Below are 14,871 nucleotides of genomic sequence, written 5' to 3'. Positions count from 1 at the left end.
ACCCCTTAAAGGGCGGCCAGTTCCGCCGTGACGGCGGCCGCCTCCGCGGGGGTGCCGGCGCGCTCCAAGCGCACCGCGTCGCAGCCCACCCACTCCGCGGCCTCCCGCAGGGCCCGCGCCATCGGGGCGGCGGCCTTCGGGGAGGTCAGGGAGAGCTGCCGGGCGACGAGGGTGCGGCCCTCGCGGGCCGGGTCGACGCGGCCCTGGAGCCGGCCGCCCGCCAGCAGCGGCATCGCGAAGTAGCCGTGTATCCGCTTCGGCTTGGGGACGTACGCCTCCAGCCGGTGCGTGAAGTCGAAGATCCGCTCGGTGCGGGGGCGGTCCCACACCAGCGAGTCGAACGGGGACAGCAGGGTGGTGCGGTGGCGGCCCCGGGGCTCCGTGGCCAGCGCGGCGGGGTCGGCCCAGGCGGGCTTGCCCCAGCCCTCGACCTCCACCGGCACGAGGCCGGCGTCCTCGACCACCGCGTCGAACTCCTCGCCCTTGAGACGGTGGTAGTCGGCGATGTCGGCGCGGGTGCCCACCCCCAGCGACCGCCCCGCCAGCGCGACCAGCCGGCGCAGGCACTCGCGGTCGTCGATCTCGTCGTGGAGCAGGGCGTCGGGGACGACCCGCTCGGGTAGGTCGTAGACGCGCTTCCAGCCGCGCCGCCGCGAGCAGATCACCTCACCGGTGTCGAGCAGCCACTCCACCGCGATCTTGCTCTCGGACCACTCGAACCACTCGCCGCCGTTCTTCGCGCCGCCCAGCTCCGTGGAGGTCAGCGGGCCGTCGGCCTTCAGCCGGTCCAGGACCGCCCGCGTCGAGCGCTCCTTGTCCTGGAGCACGTGCCAGCGGTGGCCGCGCGCCCGCCGGGCCCGGCGGCGGAACGCGAAGTGCGGCCACTCCTCGATCGGCAGGACGCACGCCGCGTGCGACCAGTACTCGAAGGCGTGGCCGTCGCTCCAGTAGGCCTCCTCCACCGTGTCCCGGCCGACCGCGCCCAGGCGCGCGTACGGGATCAGCTCGTGCGAGCGCGCCAGGACGGAGATCGTGTCGAGCTGCACGGCGCCCAGCCGGCGCAGCACCCCCCGGACCCCGCCCCGGCGGTCGGGCGCGCCGAGGAACCCCTGGGCGCGCAGGGCGATCCGGCGGGCTTCGTCGGCGGACAGCGAGATCATGGTCATGCCGCGAGCCTAGGCGGGCCCACTGACAGCGGGCAGGTACGGCAGCCGGGAGGGCAGGCCGAGGTCGGAGGGGAGCAGTGCGCCCACCCAGGCGTCCCGCACGGTGTCGGCGCGGTGCAGGGAGGCCCGCAGGGTGCCCTCGACGCGGAACCCGGCCTTCTCGGCTACGGCCCGGGAGCCGGCGTTGCCGACCTCGGCGCGCCATTCCAGGCGTACGACGCCCAGGTCGGTGAAGGCCCAGCGGGCGACGGCGGTGACGGCCTCGGTCGTGTAGCCGCGCCCGCGGTGCTCCTTGGTCCCCCAGTAGCCGATCTCGTAAGAGTTGGTCCCGAAGGCCTGGAGCACGTGGACACCGACGGCGGCGACCAGCGGCCCGCCGGGGCCGAGGCGGACGGCGAAGGAGTAGCCGGTGTCGTCGCGCCAGTGGCCCGGCACCAGCTCGCCCACGAAGCTGTCGGCGTGCGCGCGCTCGTAGGGGGAGGGAACCATGGTCCAGCGTTGGATGTCCGGGTCCTGGCAGGCGGCGTACACCTCTTCGGCGTCGGAGGGGGCGAAGGGGCTCAGGGACAGCCGTTCGGTGGTCAGCGTGACGGGTTCCATGAAGGGATTGTGGCGGCGCCGGGTAACCCGGGCGAGGGGTTTTCGCTCACACCGGCACCCAATGGGTCTCTCGTACGTTCTCATTCCGGGCGCCCGTGCCCTGCGGACACGGCGGACCTCCCGACGCGACCACGTCCTCGCTTACGATGGCCGTTGCGGTGGGGCCCACCTGCCGTGCCCGGCTACGTAAAGTGCCCAGGCCCGACCGGCAAGGAGACATACCTCGGTGTCCGTCTTCAACAAGCTCATGCGTGCAGGCGAAGGCAAGATCCTGCGCAAACTGCACCGCATCGCGGACCAGGTCAACTCCATCGAAGAGGACTTCGTCAACCTCTCCGACGCCGAGTTGCGCGCGCTGACCGACGAGTACAGGCAGCGTTACCAGGACGGCGAGAGCCTGGACGACCTGCTGCCGGAGGCCTTCGCGACCGTCCGCGAGGCCGCCAAGCGCGTCCTCGGCCAGCGGCACTACGACGTCCAGATCATGGGCGGCGCGGCCCTGCACCTCGGCTACGTGGCCGAGATGAAGACCGGTGAGGGCAAGACCCTCGTCGGCACCCTGCCCGCGTACCTGAACGCGCTGTCCGGCAAGGGCGTCCACCTGATCACGGTGAACGACTACCTCGCCGAGCGCGACTCCGAGATGATGGGCCGGGTCCACAAGTTCCTGGGCCTCAATGTCGGCTGCATCCTGGCGAACATGACGCCGGCGCAGCGCCGCGAGCAGTACGCCTGCGACATCACGTACGGCACGAACAACGAGTTCGGCTTCGACTACCTGCGCGACAACATGGCGTGGTCGCAGGAGGAGCTGGTCCAGCGCGGCCACAACTTCGCCGTGGTCGACGAGGTCGACTCGATCCTCGTCGACGAGGCCCGCACCCCGCTGATCATCTCCGGCCCGGCCGACCAGGCCACGAAGTGGTACGCCGACTTCGCCAAGCTGGTGACCCGCCTGACCAAGGGCGAGGCCGGGCAGCCGCTGAAGGGCATCGAGGAGACCGGCGACTACGAGGTCGACGAGAAGAAGCGCACGGTCGCCATCCACGAGGCCGGTGTCGCCAAGGTCGAGGACTGGCTCGGCATCGACAACCTCTACGAGTCGGTGAACACCCCGCTCGTCGGGTACCTCAACAACGCGATCAAGGCCAAGGAGCTGTTCAAGGCCGACAAGGACTACGTCGTCATCGACGGCGAGGTCATGATCGTCGACGAGCACACCGGTCGTATCCTCGCCGGCCGCCGCTACAACGAGGGCATGCACCAGGCGATCGAGGCGAAGGAAGGGGTGGACATCAAGGACGAGAACCAGACCCTCGCCACGATCACCCTGCAGAACTTCTTCCGCCTCTACTCGAAGCTGTCCGGTATGACCGGTACGGCCATGACCGAGGCCGCCGAGTTCCACCAGATCTACAAGCTCGGCGTCGTCCCGATCCCGACGAACCGTTCGATGCAGCGCAAGGACCAGCCCGACCTCATCTACCGCACCGAGGTCGCCAAGTTCGCCGCCGTCGTCGACGACATCGCGGAGAAGCACGAGAAGGGCCAGCCGATCCTCGTCGGTACGACGTCGGTCGAGAAGTCCGAGTACCTCTCGCAGCAGCTCTCCAAGCGGGGCATCCCGCACGAGGTGCTCAACGCCAAGCAGCACGACCGCGAGGCGACGATCGTCGCCCAGGCCGGCCGGCGCGGCGCGGTCACCGTCGCGACGAACATGGCCGGTCGCGGTACCGACATCAAGCTCGGCGGCAACCCGGACGACCTCGCCGAGGCGGAGCTGCGCCAGCGCGGCCTCGACCCGGAGGAGCACATCGAGGAGTGGGCGCACGCCCTGCCCGAGGCGCTCCGGCGCGCGGAGGCGGCCGTGAAGGCCGAGTTCGAGGAGGTCAAGGAGCTCGGCGGGCTGTACGTGCTGGGCACCGAGCGGCACGAGTCGCGTCGTATCGACAACCAGCTGCGCGGTCGCTCCGGCCGTCAGGGCGACCCGGGCGAGTCCCGTTTCTACCTGTCGCTGGGCGACGACCTGATGCGTCTGTTCAAGGCGCAGATGGTCGAGCGGGTCATGGCGATGGCGAACGTGCCGGACGACGTCCCGATCGAGAACAAGATGGTGACGCGGGCGATCGCGTCGGCCCAGTCGCAGGTCGAGACCCAGAACTTCGAGACGCGCAAGAACGTCCTGAAGTACGACGAGGTCCTCAACAGCCAGCGCGAGGTCATCTACGGCGAGCGCCGCCGCGTCCTGGAGGGCGAGGACCTGCACGAGCAGGTGCGCTTCTTCATGGACGACACCATCGACGCGTACATCGCGGCCGAGACGGTCGAGGGCTTCGCGGAGGAGTGGGACCTGGAGCGGCTGTGGAGCGCCTTCCGGCAGCTCTACCCGATCAAGGTCACGGTGGAGGAGCTGGAGGACGCCGCCGGCGACCGCGCGGGCATCACCGCCGAGTTCATCGCGGAGTCCGTCAAGGACGACATCCACGAGCAGTACGAGGCGCGCGAGAAGGCGCTCGGCTCGGAGGTCATGCGCGAGCTGGAGCGGCGCGTGGTCCTGTCGGTGCTCGACCGCAAGTGGCGTGAGCACCTGTACGAGATGGACTACCTCCAGGAGGGCATCGGCCTGCGGGCGATGGCCCAGAAGGACCCGCTGGTCGAGTACCAGCGCGAGGGCTTCGACATGTTCAACGCCATGATGGAGGGCATCAAGGAGGAGTCCGTCGGCTACCTGTTCAACCTGGAGGTCCAGGTCGAGCAGCAGGTCGAGGAGCTTCCGGTGCAGGACGCGGCGCCTTCGCTGAACAAGGAGCCGGCGGCGGTGCGGCCGGAGATCCGGGCCAAGGGCCTGGAGGTTCCGCAGCGTCGGGACCGGCTGCACTTCTCCGCTCCGACGGTGGACGGCGAGGGCGGGGTCGTCGAGGGCGACTTCGAGTCGGAGGCCGGCGGTGACGGCATGACGCGGGCCGAGCGGCGCAAGGCGCAGAAGGCCTCCGGCGGGCGTCGCCGCAAGAAGTGACCCCATCGGGCTCGTGAGCGTCGGCCGGGGCCGGACACCGAGGTGTCCGGCCCCGGCCGCGTCGTTTCCGGGCGCGGGGTGGTGACGGGGTCGTCACGGGGTGGGCGTCAGGCGGGTGGGCGTCAGGCGTGGCGGGTGGATTTCGATGGCCGCGCAGCGCCAGCGCAGGTCGGGGCCCTGTTCGAGGCGGAAGGCCATCGCGGAGACGCGGTCGCCCGTCGCGATGCGGGCGAAGGCCTCGATGACGCCCGGACCCGGGTGGAAGCGGCCGCAGTGGCGCAGCACCGGTCGCAGGCGCTCGCGCAGGGGGCCGGTGGGGGCGAGGCCGGCCAGTTGCTCGTACGCCTCGCCCACCGTGAGGCCGAGCAGCGAATGGACCGGCCGTTGGCCGCTGAGCACCGCGAGGAGCCGTCGGGCGAACCAGTCGTGCGGGGCGGCGGTCGGACGCCGCTCCGGGCGCGGGGCGGCGGCGCCCGGCCGCCGGGAGTCGCGGCGTCCGGCCGGGCGGGTGCGGCCCGGGGCGCCGGGCCGGGCGCGGCGGCCCTCGCCGTCGAGCGTGGCGCGGGTGGTGTGGGTGTCCATGGCGGTTCCCCCGTGCGGGCCGGGCCCGGCGGTGGGTACCGGGCGGTAACTTGATGTGGGCTTTCTACGGCCGCCCGAACACACTCCGCAACCGCCCGGCCGCGCGGCGCCGACCGCGACCGCGGTTCACCTATTCGAATGACCGCCGCCCCACCCCGAGCCGCCGCCGACCGCAGCCGAGGCCCCGGGTGGACGGCCCCGCGCGACGCCCCGTAGGCCCGAAGGGGTACCGGAGCGTCACCCTGACGGGCGCGCCGGACGACGGGGGCGCCGGGGGTGGCGGGGCCGTGCGGGGGCTCGTCGGGCCAAGGGGTGTGGGGGCGTCGCCCTGACGGGCGCGCCGATGTGGGGCGCGGTGGGCCGGGGCATGGGGGTGGGGCCGGGGGCGGTCGTATCCTGGGGGCGTTCTTCGACTACCGAAAGCAGCCGGCCATGCGCGTTTACGTCCCTCTCACACTCCGCGGGCTCGCCGAGGCGCACAAGGCGGGCGAGCTGGGTCCCGCACCGCTGCGCGCCTACGCCGTCACCCCCGGGCTGCGCGAGTGGTACGTCTCCGACGACGTCGAGGAGCTGGAGTACGCCGCCCTGGGCCGCGCCGCCACCGCCTCCCTGCGCCTGCTCGCCGAGGACGCGGCCGCCCCCCGCAAGCGGGTCGTCGTCGCCGTCGACGTGGACGACAAGGCCGCCACCGCCGCCCCGGGCACCGACGAGGCCGCCCTCGGCCAGGTCGTCCTCGCCGCCCCCGTACGCCTCACCGTGGCCGCCTCCGTGCACGTGGACGCCGACGACGCCCGCGAGGACGTCGCGGCCGCCGCCGCAGCGGTCGCCGCCTCCGACGCCGGGGACGACGACGCCCGCTTCACCGTCGACGGCGCCGACGACCACGAGCTGCTCTGGTTCGGCGTCCAGGAGATCCCGGGGCTGCTGGCATGAGGCACACGAATCACCTGGTCTGGGACTGGAACGGCACCCTGCTGCACGACATCGACGCGGTGATCACCGCGACGAACGCGAGCTTCGCCGAACTCGGCTTCCCGCCGATCACCCTGGAGACGTACCGCGACCTGTACGTCGTCCCCGTCCCGAAGTTCTACGAGCGCCTCATGGGCCGCCTGCCGACCGACGCCGAGTGGCTGGTCATGGACGAGGCCTTCCACCGCCACTACTGGGTCGCCGCCGAGGGCGCCGATCTCACCGAGGGGGCCCGGGAGCTGCTGCGCGACTGGCAGGGCGAGGGACTCACGCAGTCCCTGCTGTCCCTCGCGCCCCACGACAGGCTCATACCGCTCGTGAGCGCCCACGGCATCGACGTGCACTTCCTGCGCGTCGACGGGCGCACCGGGCCCTCGCACACCTCCAAGGCGGGGCACCTCGTACGCCATTTGGCCGCCATCGAGCCCTTCGGTGTGACCGCCACCCGTACGGTCGTCATCGGAGACGCCGTGGACGACGCGCTCGCCGCCGCGCACGTGGGCGCGCGGGCCGTCCTGTACACCGGTGGCTCGCACAGCCGCGCAAGTCTGGAATCGGCCGGAGTTCCCGTCGTCGACACCCTGGCGGAGGCGGTCGCCACAGCTCGCGGGCTGTCCGAATAGCGCATGGCGCGGGTGACCTTGGCATGCCGGGTCGCCCGCGTCGCTGTCCAGAGTGTCAAAGTTCCGGCCCCGGATTTGTACACACACAGATGGGGACTGGGGCTAGCCTGGTACCCGTGATCAGCGCGATAGTCACCGGCGGCATCGATGCCCCCGACCGCGCCCGGCGCACGACCGTGGCCGGGCCCTCGCTGATTCCTGCCACCGGGACCTCCTGCCTCACCTGGCCGAAACCCTCCCGGTCGGCTTCACGGCGGTACGGCGTCGATCCCGAATCCGGACGGACACTCCGCCTCATCGCGGGACCGCGCCCTTCCCTTCCTACCTACGTCACGCAATGGCGCGCGACAGGAGCCAGAGGACATGCAGACCAAGCTGGACGAAGCAAAGGCCGAGCTGCTCGCGCGGGCGGCACGGGTAGCTGAGAACAGCCCGGCCGGGGGGCTACTTCCGACTGGGTCCGAGCAAGGGGAGCGTCCCGACCGGGACACGACGCTCTCCTACCTCCAGCGCTACTACCTGCACACCGCACCGGAGGACCTCCTCGACCGGGACCCGGTCGACGTCTTCGGCGCGGCACTCTCCCACTACCGGCTCGCCGAGACCCGTCCGCAGGGCACCGCGAACGTCCGCGTGCACACCCCCACGGTCGAGGAGAACGGCTGGACCTCCAGTCACTCCGTCGTGGAGGTCGTCACCGACGACATGCCCTTCCTCGTCGACTCCGTGACCAACGAGCTGTCCCGCCAGGGTCGCGGGATCCATCTGGTGATCCACCCGCAGGTCGTCGTCCGCCGCGACGTCACCGGTCGGCTCATCGAGATCCTCGGCCCCGACTGCGAGGCCCACGGCCCCAAGACCACGCGCCCCCACGACTCCCTCGTCGAGTCTTGGATCCACGTCGAGATCGACCGCGAGACCGACAAGGCCGACCTCAAGCAGATCACCGGAGACCTGCTGCGCGTCCTGTCCGACGTCCGCGAGTCCGTCGAGGACTGGGAGAAGATGCGCGACGCCGCGCTGCGCATCGCCGACGAGCTGCCGAACGAGCCCACCGCGCCCGACCTGCGCGAGTACGAGCTCGAAGAGGCCCGCGAGCTGCTGCGCTGGCTCGCCGACGACCACTTCACGTTCATCGGCTACCGCGAGTACAACCTCGTCGACGGTGACGCCCTCGCCGCCGTGCCCGGCACCGGCCTCGGCATCCTGCGCTCCGACCCGGTGCACACCGGCCAGGAGGACGCGCACCCCGTCTCGCCGTCCTTCAACCGGCTCCCGGCCGACGCACGCGCCAAGGCCCGCGAGCACCGCCTGCTGGTGCTGACCAAGGCCAACAGCCGCGCCACCGTGCACCGCCCCTCGTACCTCGACTACGTCGGCGTCAAGAAGTTCGACGCCGACGGCAACGTCGTCGGCGAGCGCCGCTTCCTCGGCCTGTTCTCCTCCGCCGCGTACACCGAGTCCGTGCGCCGCGTCCCGGTGATCCGCCGCAAGGTCGCCGAGGTGCTGGAGCAGGCGGGCTTCGCCCCGTCCAGCCACGACGGCCGCGACCTCCTCCAGATCCTGGAGACCTACCCGCGCGACGAGCTGTTCCAGACCCCCGTCGGCAAGCTCCGCGAGATCGTCACCTCCGTCCTGTACCTCCAGGAACGCCGCCGGCTGCGGCTGTACCTGCGTCAGGACGAGTACGGCCGCTACTACTCGGCGCTGGTCTACCTGCCGCGCGACCGGTTCACCACCGGCGTCCGCCTGCGGCTGATGGACATCCTGAAGGAGGAGCTCGGCGGCACCAGCGTCGACTTCACCGCCTGGAACACCGAGTCCGTCCTCTCCCGCATCCACTTCGTCGTCCGCGTCCCGCAGGGCACCCAGCTGCCCGAGCTGACCGACGCCGACGTCGAGCGCGTCGAGGCCCGCCTCGTCGAGGCCGCCCGCTCCTGGGCCGACGGCTTCCAGGAGGCGCTGATCGCCGAACTCGGCGAGGAGCGCGCCGCCGAACTGCTGCGCAAGTACGGCACGTCCTTCCCCGAGGGTTACAAGGCCGACCACTCGCCGCGTTCGGCCGTCGCCGACCTGTGCCACCTGGAGCGGCTCTCCGCGAGCGACCGCGAGTTCGCGCTGTCCCTCTACGAGCCCGTCGGCGCGGGCCCCGGCGAGCGCCGCTTCAAGATCTACCGCACCGGCGAGCAGGTCTCCCTGTCCGCCGTCCTGCCGGTCCTCCAGCGCCTGGGCGTCGAGGTCACCGACGAGCGCCCGTACGAACTGCGCCGCACCGACCGCGTCAGTGCCTGGATCTACGACTTCGGTCTGCGGATGCCCGTCACCGCAGGCAACGGGGAGACCTTCCTCGGCGACGACGCCCGCGAGCGCTTCCAGGAGGCCTTCGCGGCCGTGTGGACCGGCGCCGCGGAGAACGACAACTTCAACACCCTGGTGCTGGGCGCCGGGCTCACCTGGCGGCAGGCCGTCGTCCTGCGCGCGTACGCCAAGTACATGCGCCAGGCCGGCTCCACCTTCAGCCAGGACTACATGGAGGACACCCTCCGCAACAACGTCCACACCACCCGGCTGCTGGTCTCCCTCTTCGAGGCCCGCATGTCGCCGGTCCGCCAGACCGCCGGCACCGAGCTCGTCGACGCCATGCTGGAGGAGCTGGACGGGGCCCTGGACCAGGTCGCCTCGCTCGACGAGGACCGCATCCTGCGCTCGTTCCTCACCCTCATCAAGGCGACCCTGCGCACCAACTTCTTCCAGCTGGACAGCGCGGGCGAGCAGCACTCGTACGTGTCGATGAAGTTCGACCCGCAGGCCATCCCGGACCTGCCGGCGCCGCGACCCGCCTTCGAGATCTGGGTGTACTCGCCGCGCGTCGAGGGCGTCCACCTGCGCTTCGGCAAGGTCGCCCGCGGTGGCCTGCGCTGGTCCGACCGCCGCGAGGACTTCCGTACGGAGATCCTCGGCCTGGTCAAGGCGCAGATGGTCAAGAACACCGTCATCGTGCCGGTCGGCGCCAAGGGCGGCTTCGTCGCGAAGAACCTCCCCGACCCGTCGGTGGACCGCGACGCGTGGCTCGCCGAGGGCATCGCCTCCTACAAGATCTTCATCTCGGCGCTGCTCGACATCACCGACAACATGGTCGCGGGCGCGGTCGTCCCGCCGCAGGGCGTCGTCCGGCACGACGAGGACGACACCTACCTGGTCGTCGCCGCCGACAAGGGCACCGCGACCTTCTCCGACATCGCCAACGGTGTCGCCGAGTCCTACGGCTTCTGGCTGGGCGACGCCTTCGCCTCCGGCGGCTCCGCCGGCTACGACCACAAGGGCATGGGCATCACCGCCCGCGGTGCCTGGGAGTCGGTCAAGCGCCACTTCCGCGAGCTGGGCCACGACACCCAGACGCAGGACTTCACGGTCGTCGGCGTCGGCGACATGTCCGGTGACGTCTTCGGCAACGGCATGCTGCTCTCCGAGCACATCCGTCTCGTCGCGGCATTCGATCACCGGCACATCTTCATCGACCCCAACCCGGACGCGGCCGTCTCCTACGCGGAGCGCCGCCGCCTCTTCGACCTGCCGCGTTCCTCCTGGGCCGACTACGACACCGCCCTGCTGTCGGCGGGCGGCGGCATCCACCCGCGCAGCGCCAAGGCGATCCCGGTCAACGCGCAGATGCGCGCGGCCCTGGGCATCGAGGCGGGCGTCACCAAGATGACCCCGGCCGAACTGATGCAGGCCGTCCTGCGGGCCCCCGTCGACCTGCTGTGGAACGGCGGCATCGGCACGTACGTCAAGGCGACCGCCGAGACGCACGCCGACGTCGGCGACAAGGCCAACGACGCCATCCGCGTCAACGGCTCCGAGGTGCGCGCCCAGGTCATCGGCGAGGGCGGCAACCTCGGTCTGACCCAGCTCGGCCGCATCGAGTTCGCCCGCACCGGCGCCGGCGGCCAGGGCGGAAAGATCAACACCGACGCCATCGACAACAGCGCGGGCGTGGACACCTCCGACCACGAGGTGAACATCAAGATCCTGCTGAACGCGGTCGTCGCCGACGGCGACATGACCGTCAAGCAGCGCAACAAGCTGCTCGCCGAGATGACCGACGAGGTCGGCACCCTCGTCCTGCGCAACAACTACGCGCAGAACGTCGCCCTCGCCAACGGCTCGGCCCAGGCACCCAGCCTGCTCCACGCCCAGCAGCGCTTCATGCGGCGCCTGGGTCGCGACGGACTGCTCGACCGCCAGCTGGAGTTCCTGCCCAACGACCGGCAGATCCGCGAGCTGCTGAACAACGGCAAGGGCCTGACCCAGCCGGAGCTGGCCGTCCTGTTCGCCTACACCAAGATCACCGTGGCGGACGAGCTGATCGCGACCGGTCTGCCGGACGACCCGTACCTGCGCCGCCTGCTGCACGCCTACTTCCCGGCGGCCCTGCGCGAGCGGTTCCCCGACCAGATCGACGGGCACGCGCTGCGCCGGGAGATCATCACCACGCTGCTGGTCAACGACACCGTCAACACCGGTGGTTCGACGTTCCTGCACCGCCTGCGCGAGGAGACCGGAGCCTCCCTGGAGGAGATCGTCCGGGCGCAGCTCGCGGCCCGCGAGATCTTCGGCCTGGCCGAGGTGTGGGACGCCGTCGAGGCCCTCGACAACAAGGTCGCCGCCGACGTCCAGACCCGGGTGCGGCTGCACTCGCGGCGCCTGGTCGAGCGCGGCACGCGCTGGCTGCTCAACAACCGGCCGCAGCCGCTCCAGATCACCGAGACCGTCGAGGTGTTCGGCGAGCGCGTGGCCGGCGTCTGGGTCGAGCTGCCGAAGCTGGTGCGCGGCGCGGACCTGGACTGGTACCGGTCGGTCATGGACGAGCTGACCGGCGAGGGCGTGCCCGAGGAGCTCGCGGCGAAGGTCGCCGGGTTCTCGTCGGCCTTCCCGACGCTGGACATCGTCGCGATCGCGGACCGTACGGGTGTCGACTCGCTGGCCGTCGCCGAGGTGTACTACGACCTCGCCGACCGCCTGGACATCACCCAGCTGATGGACCGCATCATCGAGCTGCCGCGCGCGGACCGTTGGCAGTCGATGGCCCGCGCGTCCATCCGTGAGGACCTCTTCGCGGCGCACGCGGCGCTGACGGCCGACGTGTTGGCGGTGGGCGACGGCGAGGCGACCCCCGCGGAGCGCTTCAAGGCCTGGGAGGACAAGAACGCCGCGATCATCGGGCGGGCCCGGACGACCCTGGACGAGATCCAGGGCTCGGACGACTTCGACCTGGCCAACCTGTCGGTGGCGATGCGCACGATGCGCAGCCTGCTGCGCGCGCACGGCTGATCCCGCTCGCGCACGGTGTACGAAGGCCCCGGCCCCCGGAAACGTCTGTTCCGGGGGCCGGGGCCTTCGCGTCGTGCTTTTTCGTCGGTGCGTCAGCCCCGGGTGAAGGCCTCGTAGGCGTCGCAGACCTGCGCGGCGGGGCCGTCCATGCGCAGGACGCCGGACTCCAGCCAGAGGGCGCGGTCGCAGGTCTCGCGGACCGTGCCGATGCCGTGGCTGACGAGGAAGACCGTGCCGGCGCGTTCGCGCAGTTCCTCGATGCGGGCCTGGCTGCGGCGCTGGAAGGCGGCGTCGCCGGTGGCCAGGGCCTCGTCGATCATCAGGACGTCGTGGTCCTTCGCGGCGGCGATGGAGAAGCGCAGGCGGGCGCCCATGCCGGAGGAGTAGGTGCGCATCGGCAGGGAGATGAAGTCGCCCTTCTCGTTGATGCCGGAGAAGTCGACGATGCCCTGGTAGCGCTCGCGGATTTGGTTGCGGGTCATGCCCATCGCGAGTCCGCCGAGGACGACGTTGCGTTCGCCGGTGAGGTCGTTCATGAGGGCGGCGTTCACGCCGAGCAGGGACGGCTGGCCGTGTGAGTAGACCGCGCCGCGGGCCACGGGCTGGAGGCCGGCGATGGCCTTGAGGAGGGTGGACTTGCCCGAACCGTTGGAGCCGATCAGGCCGATGGCCTCGCCCTTGTACGCGGTGAAGCTGACGCCCTTGACGGCGTGCACCTCGCGCACGCCGGGCGCGGGCCCGCGGGAGAAGATCCGGCTGAGGGCGGCGGTGGCGCCGCCCTTGCGGGGCCCGGAGCCGTGCACCTTGTAGATCACGTGGACCTCGTCGGCGATGACGGTCGGGACGCGCGTGCCGGTGGGGGTGGGGTCAGCCACGGCCGTACTCCTCTTCTGCCTTCCAGAAGAAGACGAATCCGCCGACGCCGGTGAGGAGGGCCCAGCCGATGGCGATCGGCCACACGTGGTGGGGAAGGGCGCTCGCCTCGAAGCCGTCGATCAGGGCGAAACGCATCAGGTCGATGTAGACGGCGGCCGGGTTGGTCTTCAGCAGGAGCGAGACCCAGTGCGGCAGGTGGTCCGTGCTGAGGATGGAGTCGATGGACCACATCACGCCCGAGGAGTACATCCAGGTCCGCAGCACGAACGGCATGAGCTGGCCGACATCCGGGTTCTTGCTGCCGATCCGGGCCATGACCAGGGCGCAGCCGGCGCAGAAGACGGCCATCAGGAACAGCGCCGGCAGGGCGATCAGCCAGGAGAGCGACGGGGTCTGGCCGAACGCCAGGAGCAGCACCACCAGGGCCGCCATGGTGATCAGGAGCTGCTGGAAGAGCTGCACCACCGAGGAGAGCGGCAGAGCGGCGCGCGGGAAGTGCAGGGCGCGCACCAGGCCGAGGTTGCCGTGGACGGCGCGGGTGCCGGCGTTGACGGAGCTGCCGATGAAGTCCCACACGAAGACACCGGTGATCAGGAACGGCACGTAGTCCGGTACGCCGTGGCTCGCCTTCATGACGATGCCGAAGATGAAGTAGTAGACGGCCGCGTTGAGCAGCGGGGTCATCAGGTGCCAGACCTGGCCGAGCCTGGCCGTGCTGTACGTGGCGTGCATCCGGGCGGTGGCGTACGCCGTCACGAAGTGGCGTCGGCTCCACAGCTGCGCCACGTAGCGGGGCAGGGAGGGCCGGGCGCCACTGACGGTCAGGCCGTGGGCCGCCGCCAGCTCCGCCGGCCCGGCCGCGGTGGCGGGGGCTGCGGGGGCTGCGGGAGCCGTGGTGGTCGCGGTCACGGGGGTCGCTTTCGACGGGGTCGGGGGCGCCAACAACGACGGGACGGGTCCGTATCGTCGCTACGGCGAGCGTAGGGCGGCACACGTCGGAACGCAACCGTATCGTCGCGACGCCGGGGTGACGTCGTGCGCGGCTATGCTCTGTCCATGACCAACGAGCCCGCCCCCACGCCCGCCCGCCGCGCCCCCGCCGGGGCCGCCGTCCTGCGCGAGGACGTGACCGAGGCGATCCGCGCGGCGGTCGTGGAGGAACTGGCGGCCGTGGGCTTCGCCCGGATGTCCATCGAGGGCATCGCGCGGCGGGCCGGCGTCGGCAAGACGGCCGTGTACCGGCGGTGGAAGTCGAAGCTGCACCTCGTGCTGGACCTGGTCGCGGCCTTCGCCGCCGACGGCCTGCCCGTGCCCGCCACCGGTTCCCTCTACGGGGACGTACGCGCCCTGCTGGAGGTCATGTCACACGTGCTGCGCCACCCGGTGGCCTCGGCCGTGATCCCGGACCTGCTGGTGGAGGCCGCGCGCAACCCCGAGATCGCCGACGCGGTACGGGGCGCCCTGCTCGACGGGCAGAAGCGGCTGGCCGAGGGCATCGTCGCGGAGGCCGTGGCACGCGGTGAGCTGCCGGAGTCGACCTGCCCGGAGCGTGCCCTCGACCTCGCGATCGGCCCGCTCTACTGGCGGCAGGTGGTCGTACGGGACGCCGTACCGGCGGGCTACCTGGACGATTTGGCCCGCTCGGTGGTGGCGGGCCTGAAGGCGGACACCGCCTGAGGCCGCGCGCTCAAGGCCGCGCGCTTCA

At 71.3% G+C, this 14,871-nt stretch carries 10 protein-coding genes; 5 read left to right on the top strand and 5 right to left on the bottom strand.

Annotation, left to right across the window (positions count from 1 at the left end):
- Positions 1 to 5: 5 nt before the first annotated feature.
- Both M4D82_RS13395 and M4D82_RS13390 read right to left on the bottom strand, forming a co-directional pair.
- Positions 6 to 1,160, bottom strand: a complete 1,155-nt coding sequence (locus M4D82_RS13395; RefSeq protein ID WP_249771759.1) for a winged helix-turn-helix domain-containing protein — start codon at positions 1,158 to 1,160, stop codon at positions 6 to 8.
- 15 nt (positions 1,161 to 1,175) lie between these two features.
- On the bottom strand, positions 1,176 to 1,766 hold the full coding sequence (locus tag M4D82_RS13390; protein WP_249766269.1) for a GNAT family N-acetyltransferase: 591 nt from the start codon (positions 1,764 to 1,766) through the stop codon (positions 1,176 to 1,178).
- A gap of 226 nt (positions 1,767 to 1,992) precedes the next feature.
- Here M4D82_RS13390 and secA point away from each other — a divergent pair, with 226 nt between their 5' ends.
- On the top strand, positions 1,993 to 4,782 hold the full coding sequence (secA, locus tag M4D82_RS13385) for a preprotein translocase subunit SecA (RefSeq protein ID WP_249766268.1): 2,790 nt from the start codon (positions 1,993 to 1,995) through the stop codon (positions 4,780 to 4,782).
- A 93-nt stretch (positions 4,783 to 4,875) separates the two neighbouring features.
- On the opposite strand, the gene M4D82_RS13380 is transcribed toward secA, so the two are convergent.
- On the bottom strand, positions 4,876 to 5,364 hold the full coding sequence (locus M4D82_RS13380) for an Rv3235 family protein (RefSeq protein ID WP_249766267.1): 489 nt from the start codon (positions 5,362 to 5,364) through the stop codon (positions 4,876 to 4,878).
- A gap of 432 nt (positions 5,365 to 5,796) precedes the next feature.
- On the opposite strand from M4D82_RS13380, the gene M4D82_RS13375 reads away from it, so the two are divergent.
- The 3 genes from M4D82_RS13375 (at position 5,797) to M4D82_RS13365 (ending at position 12,290) form a co-directional block, all read left to right on the top strand.
- Positions 5,797 to 6,297 carry a DUF6912 family protein gene (locus M4D82_RS13375; protein WP_249766266.1) on the top strand — a complete coding sequence of 167 codons (501 nt, stop codon included), beginning with the start codon at positions 5,797 to 5,799 and terminating at the stop codon, positions 6,295 to 6,297.
- On the top strand, positions 6,294 to 6,959 hold the full coding sequence (locus M4D82_RS13370; protein ID WP_249766265.1) for an HAD family hydrolase: 666 nt from the start codon (positions 6,294 to 6,296) through the stop codon (positions 6,957 to 6,959). Before M4D82_RS13375 ends, M4D82_RS13370 begins: the two co-directional genes overlap by 4 nt.
- A gap of 363 nt (positions 6,960 to 7,322) precedes the next feature.
- A complete protein-coding gene (locus tag M4D82_RS13365; RefSeq protein WP_249766264.1) occupies positions 7,323 to 12,290 on the top strand; it encodes an NAD-glutamate dehydrogenase in 4,968 nt (1,655 codons plus the stop codon).
- A gap of 92 nt (positions 12,291 to 12,382) precedes the next feature.
- Here the strand turns inward: M4D82_RS13365 and M4D82_RS13360 are convergent, their stop codons facing one another.
- Positions 12,383 to 13,165 (bottom strand): ABC transporter ATP-binding protein, encoded by a 783-nt coding sequence (locus M4D82_RS13360; protein WP_249766263.1) that lies wholly within the window; start codon positions 13,163 to 13,165, stop codon positions 12,383 to 12,385.
- Entirely contained in the window at positions 13,158 to 14,075 is a 918-nt protein-coding gene (locus tag M4D82_RS13355; RefSeq protein ID WP_249766262.1) for an ABC transporter permease, read from the bottom strand. The genes M4D82_RS13360 and M4D82_RS13355 overlap by 8 nt, the downstream gene beginning before the upstream one ends.
- A 147-nt stretch (positions 14,076 to 14,222) precedes the next feature.
- Here M4D82_RS13355 and M4D82_RS13350 point away from each other — a divergent pair, with 147 nt between their 5' ends.
- Complete coding sequence (locus tag M4D82_RS13350) at positions 14,223 to 14,843, top strand: TetR/AcrR family transcriptional regulator (protein ID WP_249766261.1); 621 nt, start codon at positions 14,223 to 14,225, stop codon at positions 14,841 to 14,843.
- Positions 14,844 to 14,871: the final 28 nt, after the last annotated feature.

It is taken from the genome of Streptomyces sp. RerS4 (assembly GCF_023515955.1).
Taxonomy (GTDB): Bacteria; Actinomycetota; Actinomycetes; order Streptomycetales; family Streptomycetaceae; genus Streptomyces.
This window is presented reverse-complemented; position numbering and strand designations above follow the sequence as displayed.

Bases quoted from the DNA above. Each gene is read 5' to 3' on its own strand.
- M4D82_RS13370 (WP_249766265.1), top strand. From the start codon at position 6,294: ATGAGGCACACGAATCACCTGGTCTGGGACTGGAACGGCACCCTGCTG.
- M4D82_RS13395 (WP_249771759.1), bottom strand. From the start codon at position 1,160: ATGATCTCGCTGTCCGCCGACGAAGCCCGCCGGATCGCCCTGCGCGCC.
- M4D82_RS13375 (WP_249766266.1), top strand. From the start codon at position 5,797: ATGCGCGTTTACGTCCCTCTCACACTCCGCGGGCTCGCCGAGGCGCAC.
- M4D82_RS13390 (WP_249766269.1), bottom strand. From the start codon at position 1,766: ATGGAACCCGTCACGCTGACCACCGAACGGCTGTCCCTGAGCCCCTTC.
- M4D82_RS13350 (WP_249766261.1), top strand. From the start codon at position 14,223: ATGACCAACGAGCCCGCCCCCACGCCCGCCCGCCGCGCCCCCGCCGGG.
- M4D82_RS13380 (WP_249766267.1), bottom strand. From the start codon at position 5,364: ATGGACACCCACACCACCCGCGCCACGCTCGACGGCGAGGGCCGCCGC.
- M4D82_RS13365 (WP_249766264.1), top strand. From the start codon at position 7,323: ATGCAGACCAAGCTGGACGAAGCAAAGGCCGAGCTGCTCGCGCGGGCG.